Consider the following 15,937-nt stretch of genomic DNA (forward strand, 5'->3'; position numbering starts at 1 on the left):
TCTCCTTATTAAAAGTAACGATTTGTTTTAAAAGAAAGCCTTCACTTTTAATAGTGAAGGCTATGAGATTATGATATAAATCACTTTACATTTCAGTCATGCTGAACAGCTTAGGAACCTGCATAGGAGTGTAATCCGGCAATAACCAGGTTCACGACAATAAGGTTAAACATAATAATGATAAACCCGATTACACCAAGCCACGCTGATTTCTTCCCATGCCAGCCTTTTGAGAGACGCAGATGCAAATAGGCTGCATAAAATAAGAAGGTGATAAGAGCCCAAACTTCTTTTGGATCCCAGCCCCAGAAACGCGTCCAGGCAATTTGCGCCCAAATCATCGCAAACACGAGTGCACCGAGAGTAAATACAGGAAATCCAATTAATACGGAACGATAGCCAATCTCATCAACTAAATCTGCGTTTACCTTCGTTGTCAGAGGCTGAAGAGCTGCTGAAATGCGTTTCCGCAAAATTAATCTTAATAGAAGATATAATACAATTCCCGCCATGATCGACCAAATAACAGTATTTAATTTTTTTGCATTAATGATTCCCGGCATTTCAACCAGCGGCTCCATTGCCCCTTCAGTCAAGCTCTCTCCCTGATTGGGACCAACTAGCGGAGGCAGCTGATACTCGGCAATCGACTCTACATTATTTTTATCTACCCAACTGAAATCCGCTTTATACCCTGAAGCAGAGAATCCTGTTGAAATAAAGATAAATCCTAATGTACATACAAGACCGAACATAACGGCTTCAAGCCAAAAACTTTCTTTAGACTTTTTTGTATGATCAATCACTTTTACCAGGTAAAGAAGACCAGCAGCAAAACTGATGGCTAAGATTGCTTGTCCCATCGCTGCTGTTGTTACGTGAATATGGAGCCAGTGGCTCTGCAATGATGGTACCAGCGGTGCAATATCTCTAGGAAACATAGCTGCATAGCCAATCAGAAGCATTGCAATTGGAAGTGTAAATAGTCCTAATACCGCCGTTTTGTATATAAAGTAGATAACAATAAATGCTCCAACTAGTGACATTCCAAAGAAGGTAGTAAATTCAAACAGATTACTGACAGGAGCGTGCCCAGCAGCAATCCATCTTAAAATAAAGTATCCTAACTGTGAAATGAAACCTGCAATTGTAATGGCAATCCCAGTCTTCGCCCATTTGTTCGGGCCAGTGCCTTTTTCTCTTTCTTTTGCACGTTTATCTTTAATAGAGCCGGCAAAAAATACCGTGCCTACTAAGTAGAGCAAAAAGGCTATAAAAAGAAGATTGCCGCTCAAACTTACTAAATCCACCTAAAGTTCCCCCCTATGTTTACTCTTTCTTATCAAGCTGATCTGCTGGTTCGTTCAAGTCTGTTCCATCAATAACAGAAGCTATATCACGTTTAAGACCATGCCAGTTTTTATTTGTATGTCCTGCCATCCAGACTTCGCCATCGACTTTTCGCAGCCAGATTCGGCGATGATTCCAGTAGGATCCTTGTGCGACGCCAATCATAAAAATGAATCCGCCCAGTGCCAGCACCCATAACGTTAAATCTTTTCTGACGGTTAAGGCTGTAACATCTTTCGTTTCTACCGCTTTAAAAGACATTTTGTATTCATTGTCGGTGAAAGGTTCAATGGTTTGCTGTATTGCTACAAAACTCACTTCTCCCTCAGGCTTGTCTGGTGTAAACATTTTAAATACAAATGCTGGATTGTTCGGTATTCTTGATTTTGTAATAGGCTCAGAGTTTTCGTCAAATTCAAAATCAGGGAAATAACTAACAATCTCTACTTGATATCCATTACCAAGATCATAGGTGTCCTTTGGATCATACAAGTCAATGGTTAAATCTCCATATTCCTCATTTGTTTCTTTGTTGGATAAAGCAAAGGTCATTTGATTTAGCTCATCAAGCTTATAGTCTACTTGATATAAGGCCAAATCTTCGAATTTAAGTGGATGATTAACACGGATGCTGTCATCTCTTACTTTTTCCAGTTGTGGTGTTTCACCATGAACTGTTTCTCCCTTTGTTTTATACAAAGTGACATCTGACTGGAAGTTCTTCGCCACCATTCCTTTATCATCAATGGCTGCAGCAAATTCTTGTTTAGAATTTTCTTTGTCATACGTCTCAAGAATAAATTCGTGATTTTCAAGATAATATTGGCCGTCCGTTTCAGGAATAACTTTTGTTTCGCCTTCCCTCACCCATAAAATTTCATCGACATACATCCCAGGAACAAATCTAAGCATACCGCCTATTAAGAAAATAATTAGGCCAACATGGTTCACATATGGACCCCATCTAGAAAATCTGCCTTTTTCAGCGAGGATATTTCCATCTTCTTCACGTATGCGATAACGTTTTGCTTTTAGCTTTTCTTTAACTGATTCAAACGTTTGATCTTCGCTTCCTGCCTCTGACACACTGAATAGTCTCTGTCTCTTTAAAAACCCTTCATGTCTTGTTACTCTCTGTGTTTTTAAAGACCTGTAAAGAGGAATCCCTCTATCTAAGCTGGCAATAATGATAGAGATTCCAATAGAGGCTATTAAGAGCAGATACCACCAAGAACTGTATAAATTATGAAAGCCAAGTGTATAATATAGTTGCCCTAACCAGCCGTATTGGTCTTCATAGTATTCAGATGCAGGCATAACTGGCGGTATGTACATTTCTTGCGGAAATATTGTACCTAGTGCTGAAGCAATCAATGTGATGACAATTAGCCATACGCCCACTTTGACAGAAGAGAAGAAGTTCCAGATTTTATCAATAATTGTTTTATTGTAGGTTTGAGAACGTCTTGCACTTCCCTCATACCGCATATCCAGCAGCTTTTTATCTTTATCTTTTTCAATTAGAACTTTTCCGCATGATTCACACAAAACGGTACCATGCGGATTGTGGTGACCGCATTCACAAATAACTTCTTTCATTGTAAAAACTCCCCATACACCCTTATGGTTTAATCTCTTCCATGTACCCCTTAATCATTGCTTCCGTCATTCCGCTTTCAAGTCTCTTGATAACGATTCCATCCTTATCAACTAAAAACGTTGTAGGCAGCGGACCAATTCCGTAAGCTTCCATTACTTCCCCTTTATCGATTACAATTGGAAAATCCAGATTATATCTTGAAGTGAATTTATTGACGGCAAAATCCGATTCGTTAATATTCACTGCAAGCACCTGTACCCCTTGCTCCTTAAATTGCTTATATTGGTTGTTCATATATGGCATTTCTTTCTCGCAAGGCTTGCACCATGTCCCCCAGAAGTTGAGGAATACCCCCTGTCCCTCATAATCGGAGAGCTGATGCTTATTTCCTTCCATATCTGTTAGTACAAAGTCAGGAGCCTTCTCATTAATAGCCACTTTTCTAATATCATCACTGCTGAAATTTGCATACAATGTATACGCTACTGCAGCTCCGAGCAGGAGCAGGATCACCGTTCGTATCACAAGCCGTTTTTTCTTCATCGTTTGCCCTCCCCATTCAACACAAAAAAACAGAGCGTTAAGGAAACATTTTGTATCTGATCACAAATACTCAGTAAAGCAATTTGTACATAATTATAACATTTTTTAGCATATAGACGTTGTTAACAATGTGAAGTAAATGTGACATTTACACAAAATCATTTCAATATTTTCTATTTTTTCCCTTTGTTTGCTAGTGTTCTAAGCTGTTTCACTTCATGAGCAGTTAACTCTCTTCCATCCCCAGGAGAAAGTCCTTCTAAAGTTAATGCAGCATATCGTTCTCTTTTTAATTTCAGGACATTATGGCCAATTGCTTCGAACATTCTGCGCACTTGACGATTCTTTCCTTCATGAATGACTAATTCAATGATCGAAGTTTGTTTCTTCTTGTCCATTGATAACAGCTTTGTTTTGGCTGGTGCTGTTTTCCCATCTTCTAGCCGAATGCCTTTTTGCAGACTTCTTAAACTCTCTTTTGATGGAATGCCTTTCACCTTTGCCACATATACCTTTTCAATCTCATTTCTTGGGTGCATTAACAAGTTGGCGAATTCTCCGTCATTTGTTAAGAGCAGCAAACCTGAAGTTTCATAATCTAATCGGCCAACAGGGTAGATTCGCTGTTCGATTTGCTGAAAATAATCTGTTACTACTTTTCTGCCTTTATCATCTGATACCGCGGAGAGAACTCCTCTTGGTTTATAAAATAAGAAATAAACAGGCTGCTCCCGTTCAATCGGGATGCCATCAACTTCTACTTTATCATTAGAGCCAACCTTAACTCCCAGCTCTTTGACGACTTGACCATTTACTCTCACATGCCCCTCGCTAATTAATTGTTCTGCTTTACGCCTTGACGCAATGCCAGCATGGGCTATTACTTTTTGCAATCTTTCCATTTTGTCACCTCATATATTTCGACAATACATTTTCTATCCTTATGAATTATGCCATATTCCAGCTTCTTTTCAAAGTAAGCTATACGATAAACTGTAAAAACTCGCAGAAAATTAGCATATGACGATGAAAATATGCTAATTTAAGCTCCATTTCACTATTTTAAAAATAATAAGAAACCCGGCCCATTAAACAGATTTAAACACCTGCTAATGGATCGGGTTTTTTGTTTTATATTATATAGTAATAATCATTTAAGCAAAAAGCAGGGTTACAACAATGATCGCTGCTCCAATACCGACAAGGTCAGCCAGCAGTCCAACCTTTAATGCATCTCCCATTTTCTTAATCCCAACAGCACCAAAATAGACTGTCAGCACATAAAAAGTAGTATCTGTACTCCCCTGCAGCACAGATGCAAGTCTTCCAATAAAGGAATCTGGTCCATATGAAGCAATTAAATCACTCGTCATTCCGAGTGCTGCCGTTCCGGAAATTGGCCGAATGATGGCTAGAGGTACAATCTCAGCTGGAATTCCTACTGCTTCTAATGCCGGTTTAATAAAGCCCATCATATATTCAAGGGCGCCAGAAGCTCTAAATACAGATATCGCTACAAGCATTCCAACTAGAAAGGGAATAATTGATACCGCAATTTTTATTCCTTCTTTACCGCCCTCAGTAAAGCTTTCATAGGTTGGAACTTTTTTTATCGTACCGTAGATAAGTATGATGCCAATTAAAACGGGTATAAACCACAAAGATATAAGTGAGACAATTTGCATACAACCTCATCCTTTTCGAGTTCTTCTATAATAAAAATAGCGGTCTATTAAAATAGCACCAAGAGCAGAGCAAAAGGTTGCAATCAGCGTTGGTCCGACTATATCGGTAGGATTGGCAGAATCATAATTCATTCGGATGGCAATGACCGTCGTTGGAATGAGGGTAATGCTTGAAGTATTTATTGCTAAAAATGTAATCATCGACCGGCTTGCATAATCTTTTCCGCCATTTAGCCTTTTCAATTCTTCCATCGCTTTAATGCCTAGCGGTGTAGCTGCATTGCCTAAGCCGAATAAATTGGCCATCATATTGGATAAAATATAGCCCATTGCAGGATGATCGTTAGGTACCTCAGGGAATAGCCTTTTGACAATCGGCTTAAACAAGTTTGCCAGCTTTTTCAATAGACCAGCATCCTCAGCAATTCTCATCATTCCGAGCCAAAAGACGAGAATGCTGATCAAACCAATACATAAAGTCACTGCCTCTTTCGCTCCATTAAAGACAGCTTCATTCACTTCACTCATTGTTCCATTGAACATCGCAAACACAATTCCAATCAACGTTAATAGAACCCAAATGATATTAACCATCTTGCTTCACACCCACAATAAAAGAGAATATACTGCGGAATTTATCAAAGAATGATTTTTCTTCTAATTCTTGTTCTTTTTCAAAATAAATGGGCATCGTTTTTATTTGTTCATTATTCAAATAGACAATGGCTTTCCCGACCACATCGGGTATGTCAGCACTTTCTTCCCAACCATCTTTAGGAGTGATTAATTGATACTCCACCTTAAAATTCTCTTTTTCCTCTGCTGTTGCTGGATAGCTATAATGACCTTTTAAATAAATTTTATTTTTATAAATTCCTTCATCTGCCTCTTCAATACTTCCTTCCGATAATATTTCTACCGGTTCGTATGTTTTAAAGGCTGTTTCATACATTTGAATATGGTCATTCCAGTCATCTGGACCATTGAGTGTAACAGCAATAAGCTCTAGCCCATCCTTCTCTGCTGTAGTCACTAAAGTCCGTTTAGCTCTTTTCGTATAGCCCGTTTTCCCTCCAGTTGTATGATCATACAGTTGTGTTAATAAGCGATTTTTATTATTCCAGACACGATCCCAGCTTTCATTTGGATTTGGTGCTTTATGTACCTTTGTTCCAGAGATCTTTTTATACATCTCATTTTCCATTGCATACCGAGTCAGGATTGCCATATCATATGCCGTTGAATAATGATTTTCATGATCATCGAGCCCGTGAGGATTTTCAAAATGAGTATTTATCATCCCAATTTCCTCTGCCTTCTGATTCATTAAAAAAACAAAACCTTCTAAACTGCCGCCTATATGCTCAGCAATCGCAACGGCCGCATCATTGCCGGAGCGGAGCATTAGCCCATAAACTAAATCTTCAAGCTTTATCTTTTCACCTTCCTGCAAATAGATGGAAGAACCTTCTGCCCTAATCGCATTTCCGCTTACCTTAACCGTCTCATCAAGCTTGTCAGATTCTACTGCAAGAATCGCGGTCATTATTTTGGTAATGCTGGCAATTCTTCGTTTCGTATTTGCCTCTTTTCCATATAGAACCCTTCCAGACTCTTGTTCCATTAAGATCGCGCTGCTGGCACTGACTGAAATGGCAGCGTCTGCTTTATGCGGGACATTCACCAAAAGAAATGTCAAAGTAATCGATAAAATGACGAGCTTTTTAAAGAGTTTCATTGCCAATCCCCGTTTCACATTATTGTTTGTACAAGTTTATGCAAAATGAAGATGGATATGCCTTGAATTGGAACAAGATGTTTTACATCGTCTTAAAAAAACAAAAAGAGCCTGAGACAAAACAAAAATGAATCTTTCTAAAACACGAATTTTCAATATCTTGGTTTGGGTATTTAAACAAGTCCGTTCCACCTGCGCTGCAGACCCTCGCTTTCCGTGGGGAGGAAGCTGAGCCTCCTCGTCGCGCGCTCCTGCGGGGTCTCACCCTTTCCTCTATTGTCCACAGGAGTCGAGTGTCCTCCGCTCCATTTCACTCATGTTAATAAAATATATTTTATAATCATAAAAAAAACCGAATGAATAGAAAGATGACTTCCTAACCATTCGGTTCTATGAGAGTGTTAAATACTTATGTCCCAGACTCTTCTTCAATTTGTTATTAATATGGCTTCCACTTTAATTCAGAAGCTTTTAAGTATCGGTCTTCAACGTCTTTCCAGTTGACTATATTCCACCATTGATCCACATAGTCTGCTTTCTTATTTTTATATTGTAAATAATAAGCATGCTCCCAAACATCTAGTGCAAGCAAGGGAATTGTGTCCCATTGAGTTAAGATCATATGTCTCTCTGATTGAAGGATTTCCAAGTGGCGCGACCTCGGTGACCATACTAGTATCGCCCAGCCTACGCCTTCTACCTGTTTTGCTGCTTCAGAGAATTGCTTTTTAAATTGATCAAAGCTGCCAAAGTATTTGTCTATTTCTTTTAAGAGTGAGCCAGCAGGTTTTCCTCCGCCATCAGGAGACATGTTATTCCAGAATATCGTATGCAAATAATGACCAGATCCATGAAAGGCCAGCTCTCTAGACCAATGCTTTATTAGTGAAAAGTCATTTGTTGTTCTCGCCTTCTCTAATTCTTTTTCTGCTTTGTTCAAGCCATCTACATAAGATTGATGATGCTTATCATGATGCAATCTCATAATTTCTTCTGAGATATAGGGCTCTAGGCTGTTATAAGCATATGGCAGCGGAGGCAGGGCATGTTTTCCTGCTGAAATAAAGGGCTCTTGAGTTGAGAATATATTGCCTAAGCTTGAACGCTCCCGAAAATAATTTTCCATATCCTCCTGCAAGCCCTCTACTTGTTCATGAATACCGTTGATTTCTTGCGCATTTAATGGCTGATTCATTCTGTTCATAATTTCAGTGAAACTGTCCAGCTTTTGCCATAGCTCGTTATTGCGATCCACATTTTCTGATTCCAGAAATTTCTTCATTTCATCATTCCATTTAAAAACATCCTGCACGTATTCATTCATTTTGCTCATCTGAACCTTCCTTTCTTTTCAATGACCTCCTACAATCGTATGAAAGATTGCTTGGCCGCTAGAATGAGAAAATGTCCTGATGAGCAAAAGAACTGACTATTAACCTAACCATCCATTTTGATAAGCTAGCATTCCAAAAATAGCGCCTATGATTGCCCATACAAACATAAGCGGTTTTCTATTTCTGACTGTCATCCACAGCACTCCATTCTTCATTTTGCTCATATATTTCTGGATAAAAAAAAGCCGAAAACAACTTTATATGATGGTTTCGGCTGGTTGTCTTGATTATATTCAGGATTTATCTTGATTGGATCATTTTTGTTCTATAATCCGTCTCATAGTATTCTAGTTCTTCTCTAATATGCTGAAAATCAGATTCTAGTCCTTGGAAAAGGTTTTGCACACTATGCGGCACTGGTTCATGAAAACGGATTGAATTTTTTCCAGTGTAAGCAGATCGGCTGTTCTCGAACCAAGTATCATTTTTAGGAGAGAAAAATTCTTCTACACATTGATGATAAATGCGATAAAGCGTCTTTTCTGCAGCTCCCTTCTGGAAGGGTTCACCTAAAATAATGATATTACAAGCATCTAAGCCTTCTTCACAATAAACGAGCAGCTTTCTTATATTAGAAAGAACCTGTTTATAATAATCCTTGTTGCCTTGCTCTTCCGATAATAACCCTGAAACGGTCGTTTCGTTCAGGAAATCTTCAAATACAGATACAGTATTCCCTAGGAAATTTTTAACATCCTCCATTTGCGTCTTAACAATGGCATTTCCCAATACTTACACCTCCAAATGATCAAACAGCACTCTTTTTTTATATTAGCTTATGACAAATTTCCAATTTCGGACATGTAATTGTCCTGAACAATGACGATTTTCCTGCTTGTCCTTCTCTACACTTTGCTAAATAGGATCGTCCCTCCTAGTCTCAATCTGAAGGATCGTACTTCCTATTTAATTTTACCACAAACAAGCTTTAAATGTTTCAGAAAAGTCAATTATCAATCGTTTCCTGGAATTTTTCAAAAAATAAATCTGCTTCGTCCAACAATGATTCATCCTCAACGTCATCTGGGAGCTGAGGAAGCTCATCAATGTGATTAAGGCCAAAATAATCCAGGAATTCTTTTGTAGTGCCATACAAATAGGCACGTCCTGTTCCTTCAGCTCTGCCTACTTCTTTAATCAGCACTTTAGAGGTTAGTGTCTGCAGGGGACGCTCTGTTTTAACTCCGCGGATTTCTTCTATCTCAGCTCTCGTAATGGGCTGTTTATAAGCAATGATGGCTAATGTTTCTAAAGCAGCCTGCGAGAGGGATGCGGTTGAAGGAGATTCGACCAGTTTTTTTAAGTATACGGCATTTTCCTTTTTTGTAGCGAGCTGATATGTTCCTGCCATTTCAACAAGCATAATACCTCTTGAAGTTTGCTCATCATATTCCTGCTTAAGCTTTTCAACGGTTTCAATTGCCTGCAATTCATCAATCTCAAGCACGTTCATAATTTGCTTTATCGATAAACCTTCATCTCCTGCAGCAAAAAGAAGACTTTCTAAGATGCCTTTCCAATTAATTAATTCCATTTACTGCTTCTCCTTCCGTTGCTTCTATAAATATTTCAGAAAAATTCCCCGCTTGACTTACAGCAATCTCCTGCCTTTTCATTAGCTCTAATACTGCTAAAAAGGTAACAACAAGATGCTCCTTGTCCTCTTTTGGGAATAAGCTGTAGAAGGTTGTACGGCCGCGAGAATTTTTAATAAATGAAATGATTTCTTCCATTCTTGTTTCAATGGGTATTTCCTGTCGGGTAATCTTTGTTGAGAGCGGCTTTTGCAGTTTTTTTCTTCGTAATAGCTTCTGAAAGGCTCCCAGCATGTCATATAAAGAAACATTTAGATCTTTTAAATCATTCTGCTCGCTTTCCGCATATACCGCAAGGTCGCTCGGAGGCTTGGTGTAAATCATGCCTCTTTCCTGTTCCATCTCTTTTAACTCTTCGGCTGCTTCTTTATACTTCTTATATTCTATTAATCTTTCAACAAGTTCATCCCGGGGATCGTCTTCCATTTCCAGTCCGTACTCATCCTCAAGCTCATCTTCTTCATGTTTAGGCAAGAGCATTTTGCTCTTAATTGCCAGAAGTGTCGCAGCCATTACTAAATATTCACTTGCCACATCAAGCTGCAGCTCCTTCATCGTGTGGATATATAGTAAATATTGTTCCGTTATCTTTGACACTGGAATATCATAAATATCAATTTCCAATCGATTGATTAAGTGCAGCAGCAAGTCCAATGGACCTTCAAAAGCATCTATCTTAACATTATATTGCATCATTCGTACCACCAAAATTTCTTCAAGAATCAAATAGAGAATTATTATGCATGAATATCCATTATGCCATATGATTGTCCTAATGGGTATTTTAATATCATAAGTATGAACAGATATGTCTTTTCTGTATTGACAGCAGAACCTAGTCACAAACAGATTTTCTATATTAGTATATAGGATTCATTGCGGTTATCCAATGCTAAAATTAGGTATGTATTTGTCTTTTTATGATAAAATAATTCAAATAAAGAAAAACTGTTTAAATTGCACGTCAGGATTTATGAAGGAGTGATGACTTGTACCCACTCGAATATATAAAATTTATCGTTCACTTTCACGGAGACCGTGATTATTTTGAATGTCATGAAATTTTAGAGGAATATTGGAAACAAACAGAGGATTACCATAAAAACTCTATTTGGGTCGGCTTTATTTTATTTGCCGTTTCCTGTTATCATCATCGCCGTTTAAACTATCACGGAGCAGAACGGACATTAAAAAAAGCGCTTGATATTTTTTATAACAAAAAAGAGAAAATAACTGGCCTTGGTCTGCAAACGAATGTTTTTCTTGCGGATTTACAGAAGAAGTATACAGAGATCGAAAATAGACAGCCGTATGAAAGCTATAATATGCCTATTAAGGATCCTGTTCTTATTCAGAGAGCGATGGAGGAGTGTACTTCATTAGGATTAGCGTGGTGCTGTGCAAGTGATTTAACAAACCTGGATTTAATCCACCGCCATTCAAGAAGAGACCGCAGTGAGGTAATTGCGGAAAGAGATGCCGCCTTACAGAATAAAAGGTAAACCTTCACTCGTATATGCTGCGGTCCTTACTCAGGATTGGTGGATACAGTTAAAGAAATGAACACATAGAAAAGGCAGTGATTATACACTGCCTTTTCCTGTTTCATTCGTTTGGCATCTATGCAAAAAAGCTTCCGTTTCTTCCGATGGTGTCATAATCTTCTCTGGATACATGTCCTGCAGAGCTTTGATCATCGCTTTTCCGATTCCCTGCTGCCTATGTGATGGATTAACAGATACATGAAGCAGTTCCATTGTATCTTCAGTAAAGGATAGACCTACAAGCCCAATAATATCCTCTTCTTCTTTCCACAAAAAAAGCTGCATATGCCGCTCTGTTTCATATAATTTCATAGTTTGCTGCAATTTTTTTAAATCTTTTTCATTAGGCATAAAAGATAAAAGGCCCATTGCAATCTTTTCAAATGTTTTTTTATATCGAATTAACATAATTATCCCTCATTAAATTTGTTTAAAGTCGGGCTTGATCAGTCAAGTGGAGAAATTAAAGTATAAGGATGAAACCCATTTTTCTATTTTCCCCATCTGAACAGCATTATAAACTGTTTGCATCATTATATGTAAGATAGTCTGTATGTTTCTTATATGCTATTGTTCTTCGGTATGCACGTTAGCCAAGAACGATAAAAAACCAATAATATAAACCCCAGAGCAGACCAAACATCAGAATGACGGTAAAAAGGATCCAATTGCTTTTTTTCATATACACCATACTCCTGCAAATCTGTAGTGAATGGAAACTATGATTCATTGTACACCATCTGCTCTGATTTTTCCATGTGCTTTTTAGCCGTGCAATTGAAGTCTCACAAAAATTAACAAAAGCTGCCGGTTCCGGCAGCTTTGCTGAAAAAGTATTTATAGGTTCATGTGATTCATTTTACGCTAAAGACATTAATTCTTGATTTTCGTTTGAATAGATAAATCTAAACGAATTAAGTCATCTAATGTTTCACGGCGGACGACTAGCTGAGCTTCACCATTTTCCACAAAGACAACTGGCGGGCGCGGCAGACGATTATAATTATTGGCCATTGAATAGCCATAAGCACCTGTACAAAAAACGGCCAGCACATCATTGTCATCACTCTCAGGCAAAGGCAAATCCCAAATGAGCATATCCCCGGATTCACAGCATTTCCCGGCAATTGAAACGACCTCATTTGCTTTTTCCAGAGGTCTTCCAGCCAAAACTGCTTCATACTTCGCCTGATAAAGAGCTGGTCTGATGTTATCGCTCATCCCTCCATCAACCGCCAAATACTTTCTTACTTCTGGCACTTCTTTACGTGATCCAATTTTATAAAGAGTTGTCCCTGCATCTCCAACAAGAGAGCGGCCAGGTTCAATCCAAATTTCGGGCATTTTCATGTTATAGTGCTGTGCAAGATTTTTCACTTCTGTAATGATATCTTCCACATATTGTGACGCAGCAATCGGCTCATCCTCATTCGTATAACGAATGCCAAATCCGCCGCCTAAATTTAAAACAGCAGGTTCAAACGATAAACGCTGTTTCCACTCATTTAGTTTTTCAAAGATTTTCTGAGCAGCTAAAATAAATCCAGTTGTCTCAAAAATCTGTGACCCGATATGACAATGGATGCCAAGCACTTCAAATGCTTGAGAATTTAAAGCATTCTGCAGAGCAGCTTCTGCTTGTCCATTTTGCAGATCAAAGCCAAATTTAGAATCTTCCTGGCCAGTTAAAATATAATCATGTGTATGTGCTTCAATTCCAGGTGTAACGCGCAATAAAATGTTAGCCTTCTGCTTTTTTTCTCCGCATATACGCTCTAATAATTGAAGTTCATAGGAGTTATCAACAACTATACAGCCGATTCCTTTTTCTAGAGCCATTTCCAGCTCTTCACGGCTTTTATTATTGCCATGGAAGTGAATGCGTTCCACTGGAAAATCTGCAGCCAAAGCTGTATACAGTTCACCTGCTGAAACGACATCAAGTGATAATCCCTCTTCTTCTACAAGCTGAACCATCGCAATCGTAGAAAAGGCTTTACTTGCATAGGCGACTTGTGCTTTTACGCCAAGCTTGTCAAACGTTTCCTTAAAGCCTCTTGCACGTTCTCTGATTAATGCAACATCATATACATAAAGCGGCGTTCCAAATTGACTTACTAAGTCAAGTGTATCTACTCCGCCAATTTGCAAGTGCCCTTTTTCATTTACCTGTGCTGTGCCATTAAAATACATCCACCCAATACCCCCAAAAGAAAAGCGCACGCACCATGCTCAGTCCATCTAACCATAAATGGCAACGTTGAACGTTGCTGTTTTTTAACCATTTATGACTTACGTGCATCCTAAGCGCTGGTGCTGAACTCTTTTATAAGCATAATAAAATATTCTGTATCCTTTAACGCTTTATTCAGTTGAAAATACTTTAACACAATTCAATCAATCCCGCAACGGAGCATGGGTGGCACACTATTTAACAGGCTGCTTATAACGATTTTTCGCATGTACAATACTTGGTCTGATCTTAGAACCCGGAACAGCTCTTCGGATAAGAATATGAACAAACGCACCAGGATTAAATGGTATAAACGGCCATAAATAAGGAACATTTAAAGATTTTATGCTCGCAAGCCAAAGAATAAAGGCCGTGGTGCCAATTACTAATCCAGGAGTATGGAAGATTGCAACGAGAATTAAAATTCCAAGTCTGACTAACTTATTGGCAATGCTTAGCTCATAGCTTGGGGTTGCAAATGTGCCAATTGCTGCCAAAGCAACATAAAGAATGACTTCCGGTACAAATAACCCAACATCTATTGCAATCTGACCGATTAAAACAGCCGCTATTAAACCCATTGCTGTCGATAAAGGGGTTGGCGTATGAATGGCTGCAATTCTTAAAAACTCAATCCCGACATCTGCTATAAAGAGCTGAATGATGACTGGAATATTTGTTTTTTCATTTGGTCCTATAAACGCTATAGCTTCAGGCAAAAGCGAAGGTTCTAATACAAATAAGAACCAAAGCGGCAATAAAAGAAGTGATGATAGTAGTCCTAAAAACCGAATCCACCTTACAAACGTACCGACTGCCGGTGACTGTCTATACTCCTCTGCATGCTGCAGATGGTGAAAGTAAGTTGTTGGTGTAATAATGACACTTGGGGATGTATCAACAAAAATGACAACATGCCCTTCCAGAAGATGTGTTGCAGATACGTCTGCACGCTCTGTATAACGGACCAGCGGAAACGGGTTATATCCTTGTTTTAACAAGAATTCTTCAATGGTTTTATCTGCCATTGTAATCCCGTCAATGTCAATCGCTTCAATTTCTTTTCTAATAATATCAATTAGATCCTGATCTGCTACATCTTTTATATAGCCAATGGCTACATCTGTTTTGGAGCGTTCTCCTACTTTAAGCATTTCAAAACGTAGACGTTCGTCTCGAATCCTTCTTCTCGTTAATGCTGTATTGATAATTATATTTTCTACATAGCCATCCCTTGAACCGCGCACCACTTTCTCTGTGTCCGGTTCTTGCGGTGTACGGCCTGGATAACTTCTGACATCAACGACTAAAGCTGTGTCTTCTCCTTCCATGACAACAACAATTAGACCGGATAGAACTTGATCAACAAGTTCATCAAGCGTCTTAATCTTATCCACAGATTGATGAACAAGGCGGTTTTCGATGACGCTGAACAATTTGGTTGAAAGTTTCTCATGGTCATTTATAGCCACTAATTCTTCAACAATCTCAATGATAAATTGGGTGTCTGTCAATCCATTAACGTAGTAAAAATGAACATCTTTGCGCAGAACCTTTAATTTTCGGACTCCCAGATCAAAACTCTCACCCAGTCCAACTCTATTTTTCATATAAGTTTCAATTTCGTTTACCGATATAGGGATGGGTTTCATATTATCCTTCTTTGCTGCTGTCATATTTTCCGCTCCTTTCCAGTATTAGCTTGATGGCTTTAATGGTAATAGGTGAACCAACTGTAAAGTGATCCATTTTCCCCATTTTTCCTATATCTCCAATACCAACGACAATTGGCAGATCCAATTCATCCAAGCAATATACCGTATCTCCTGTGATTCTGCCTTCCTCCATCTCTGGAATGCCATATTTATCTACACCATAGTGTGTAAGCTCTCCAAAGCGATCAATACAGACATCGACATGTGTCCATTCTTCATGCCTTGTTTTAGAGGCAACCGCAATGGCTCCTAATACCTGTATGCTTTCATGATGCGCCACGTATTTCATTGCATGTTCACCTGCCCCCTCACCAACAAACCCGCTATCATCAAACATGACAAGCACTGGATCACACTTTGCCTTATGAATGAGCTTTACAAGTTGAGGGCCGCTCAATACAGAGGGATTTCCTTGAGAAGAAGTTATACATCTGCAGCCAATTTCCTGTGCAGCAAGTTCAACCGCCTTACGGGCATAAACATCTCCATCTGTTATGAGAATGACATTTCGCTTTTCACTCATATCCAAAATCGATCCTT

The 15,937-nt window shown here is 38.7% G+C and carries 16 protein-coding genes; 1 reads left to right on the forward strand and 15 read right to left on the reverse strand.

Going from position 1 to position 15,937, the window contains the following annotated elements; genetic code table 11:
• Positions 1-110 precede the first annotated feature (110 nt).
• The 11 genes from ccsB to J1899_RS14440 form a co-directional block, all read right to left on the reverse strand.
• On the reverse strand, positions 111-1,310 hold the full coding sequence (gene ccsB / locus J1899_RS14390; protein ID WP_066444032.1) for a c-type cytochrome biogenesis protein CcsB: 1,200 nt from the start codon (positions 1,308-1,310) through the stop codon (positions 111-113).
• 19 nt (positions 1,311-1,329) lie between these two features.
• On the reverse strand, positions 1,330-2,949 hold the full coding sequence (resB, locus tag J1899_RS14395; RefSeq protein WP_214474815.1) for a cytochrome c biogenesis protein ResB: 1,620 nt from the start codon (positions 2,947-2,949) through the stop codon (positions 1,330-1,332).
• 22 nt (positions 2,950-2,971) lie between these two features.
• Positions 2,972-3,493 (reverse strand): thiol-disulfide oxidoreductase ResA, encoded by a 522-nt coding sequence (gene resA, locus J1899_RS14400; protein WP_066444029.1) that lies wholly within the window; start codon positions 3,491-3,493, stop codon positions 2,972-2,974.
• A 173-nt stretch (positions 3,494-3,666) separates the two neighbouring features.
• The gene (rluB, locus tag J1899_RS14405; RefSeq protein WP_214474817.1) at positions 3,667-4,395 is read right to left on the reverse strand and encodes a 23S rRNA pseudouridine(2605) synthase RluB; all 729 of its coding nucleotides are present in this window, start codon (positions 4,393-4,395) and stop codon (positions 3,667-3,669) included.
• A 252-nt stretch (positions 4,396-4,647) separates the two neighbouring features.
• Positions 4,648-5,178 (reverse strand): spore maturation protein, encoded by a 531-nt coding sequence (locus J1899_RS14410; protein ID WP_151573127.1) that lies wholly within the window; start codon positions 5,176-5,178, stop codon positions 4,648-4,650.
• Between the two features lie 6 nt (positions 5,179-5,184).
• Positions 5,185-5,772: a nucleoside recognition domain-containing protein gene (locus J1899_RS14415; RefSeq protein WP_066444016.1), complete on the reverse strand. Its 588-nt coding sequence runs from the start codon at positions 5,770-5,772 to the stop codon at positions 5,185-5,187.
• Complete coding sequence (locus J1899_RS14420; RefSeq protein WP_214474819.1) at positions 5,765-6,916, reverse strand: D-alanyl-D-alanine carboxypeptidase family protein; 1,152 nt, start codon at positions 6,914-6,916, stop codon at positions 5,765-5,767. Before J1899_RS14420 ends, J1899_RS14415 begins: the two co-directional genes overlap by 8 nt.
• A 439-nt stretch (positions 6,917-7,355) precedes the next feature.
• Positions 7,356-8,249, reverse strand: a complete 894-nt coding sequence (locus J1899_RS14425; protein WP_214474821.1) for a superoxide dismutase — start codon at positions 8,247-8,249, stop codon at positions 7,356-7,358.
• Between the two features lie 301 nt (positions 8,250-8,550).
• Positions 8,551-9,039 carry a YpuI family protein gene (locus J1899_RS14430; protein ID WP_066444008.1) on the reverse strand — a complete coding sequence of 163 codons (489 nt, stop codon included), beginning with the start codon at positions 9,037-9,039 and terminating at the stop codon, positions 8,551-8,553.
• Positions 9,040-9,256: 217 nt separating this feature from the next.
• Complete coding sequence (scpB, locus tag J1899_RS14435; protein WP_066444006.1) at positions 9,257-9,844, reverse strand: SMC-Scp complex subunit ScpB; 588 nt, start codon at positions 9,842-9,844, stop codon at positions 9,257-9,259.
• Entirely contained in the window at positions 9,831-10,598 is a 768-nt protein-coding gene (locus J1899_RS14440) for a segregation/condensation protein A (protein ID WP_214478853.1), read from the reverse strand. The genes scpB and J1899_RS14440 overlap by 14 nt, the downstream gene beginning before the upstream one ends.
• Before the next feature lie 296 nt (positions 10,599-10,894).
• On the opposite strand from J1899_RS14440, the gene J1899_RS14445 reads away from it, so the two are divergent.
• On the forward strand, positions 10,895-11,407 hold the full coding sequence (locus J1899_RS14445; RefSeq protein ID WP_066443999.1) for a DUF309 domain-containing protein: 513 nt from the start codon (positions 10,895-10,897) through the stop codon (positions 11,405-11,407).
• An 81-nt stretch (positions 11,408-11,488) separates the two neighbouring features.
• Here the strand turns inward: J1899_RS14445 and J1899_RS14450 are convergent, their stop codons facing one another.
• The 4 genes from J1899_RS14450 to spoVAEA all read right to left on the reverse strand — a co-directional run bounded on the left by J1899_RS14450 (position 11,489) and on the right by spoVAEA (position 15,920).
• Positions 11,489-11,857 (reverse strand): GNAT family N-acetyltransferase, encoded by a 369-nt coding sequence (locus J1899_RS14450; protein WP_214474823.1) that lies wholly within the window; start codon positions 11,855-11,857, stop codon positions 11,489-11,491.
• A gap of 465 nt (positions 11,858-12,322) precedes the next feature.
• Positions 12,323-13,642 carry a diaminopimelate decarboxylase gene (gene lysA / locus J1899_RS14455; RefSeq protein ID WP_214474825.1) on the reverse strand — a complete coding sequence of 440 codons (1,320 nt, stop codon included), beginning with the start codon at positions 13,640-13,642 and terminating at the stop codon, positions 12,323-12,325.
• Between the two features lie 234 nt (positions 13,643-13,876).
• Positions 13,877-15,358, reverse strand: a complete 1,482-nt coding sequence (locus tag J1899_RS14460; protein WP_066443991.1) for a spore germination protein — start codon at positions 15,356-15,358, stop codon at positions 13,877-13,879.
• On the reverse strand, positions 15,336-15,920 hold the full coding sequence (gene spoVAEA, locus J1899_RS14465; protein WP_066451530.1) for a stage V sporulation protein SpoVABEA: 585 nt from the start codon (positions 15,918-15,920) through the stop codon (positions 15,336-15,338). Before spoVAEA ends, J1899_RS14460 begins: the two co-directional genes overlap by 23 nt.
• Positions 15,921-15,937: the final 17 nt, after the last annotated feature.

The organism is Cytobacillus gottheilii (assembly GCF_018582665.1).
Taxonomy (GTDB): Bacteria; Bacillota; Bacilli; order Bacillales; family Cytobacillaceae; genus Cytobacillus; species Cytobacillus gottheilii.

Excerpts from the sequence above, each read along its gene's own strand:
- resB (WP_214474815.1), bottom strand. The coding sequence starts at position 2,949 with ATGAAAGAAGTTATTTGTGAATGCGGTCACCACAATCCGCATGGTACC.
- resA (WP_066444029.1), bottom strand. The coding sequence starts at position 3,493 with ATGAAGAAAAAACGGCTTGTGATACGAACGGTGATCCTGCTCCTGCTC.
- rluB (WP_214474817.1), bottom strand. The coding sequence starts at position 4,395 with ATGGAAAGATTGCAAAAAGTAATAGCCCATGCTGGCATTGCGTCAAGG.
- J1899_RS14410 (WP_151573127.1), bottom strand. The coding sequence starts at position 5,178 with ATGCAAATTGTCTCACTTATATCTTTGTGGTTTATACCCGTTTTAATT.
- J1899_RS14415 (WP_066444016.1), bottom strand. The coding sequence starts at position 5,772 with ATGGTTAATATCATTTGGGTTCTATTAACGTTGATTGGAATTGTGTTT.
- J1899_RS14420 (WP_214474819.1), bottom strand. The coding sequence starts at position 6,916 with ATGAAACTCTTTAAAAAGCTCGTCATTTTATCGATTACTTTGACATTT.
- J1899_RS14425 (WP_214474821.1), bottom strand. The coding sequence starts at position 8,249 with ATGAGCAAAATGAATGAATACGTGCAGGATGTTTTTAAATGGAATGAT.
- scpB (WP_066444006.1), bottom strand. The coding sequence starts at position 9,844 with ATGGAATTAATTAATTGGAAAGGCATCTTAGAAAGTCTTCTTTTTGCT.
- J1899_RS14440 (WP_214478853.1), bottom strand. The coding sequence starts at position 10,598 with ATGCAATATAATGTTAAGATAGATGCTTTTGAAGGTCCATTGGACTTG.
- J1899_RS14450 (WP_214474823.1), bottom strand. The coding sequence starts at position 11,857 with ATGTTAATTCGATATAAAAAAACATTTGAAAAGATTGCAATGGGCCTT.
- lysA (WP_214474825.1), bottom strand. The coding sequence starts at position 13,642 with ATGTATTTTAATGGCACAGCACAGGTAAATGAAAAAGGGCACTTGCAA.
- J1899_RS14460 (WP_066443991.1), bottom strand. The coding sequence starts at position 15,358 with ATGACAGCAGCAAAGAAGGATAATATGAAACCCATCCCTATATCGGTA.
- spoVAEA (WP_066451530.1), bottom strand. The coding sequence starts at position 15,920 with ATGAGTGAAAAGCGAAATGTCATTCTCATAACAGATGGAGATGTTTAT.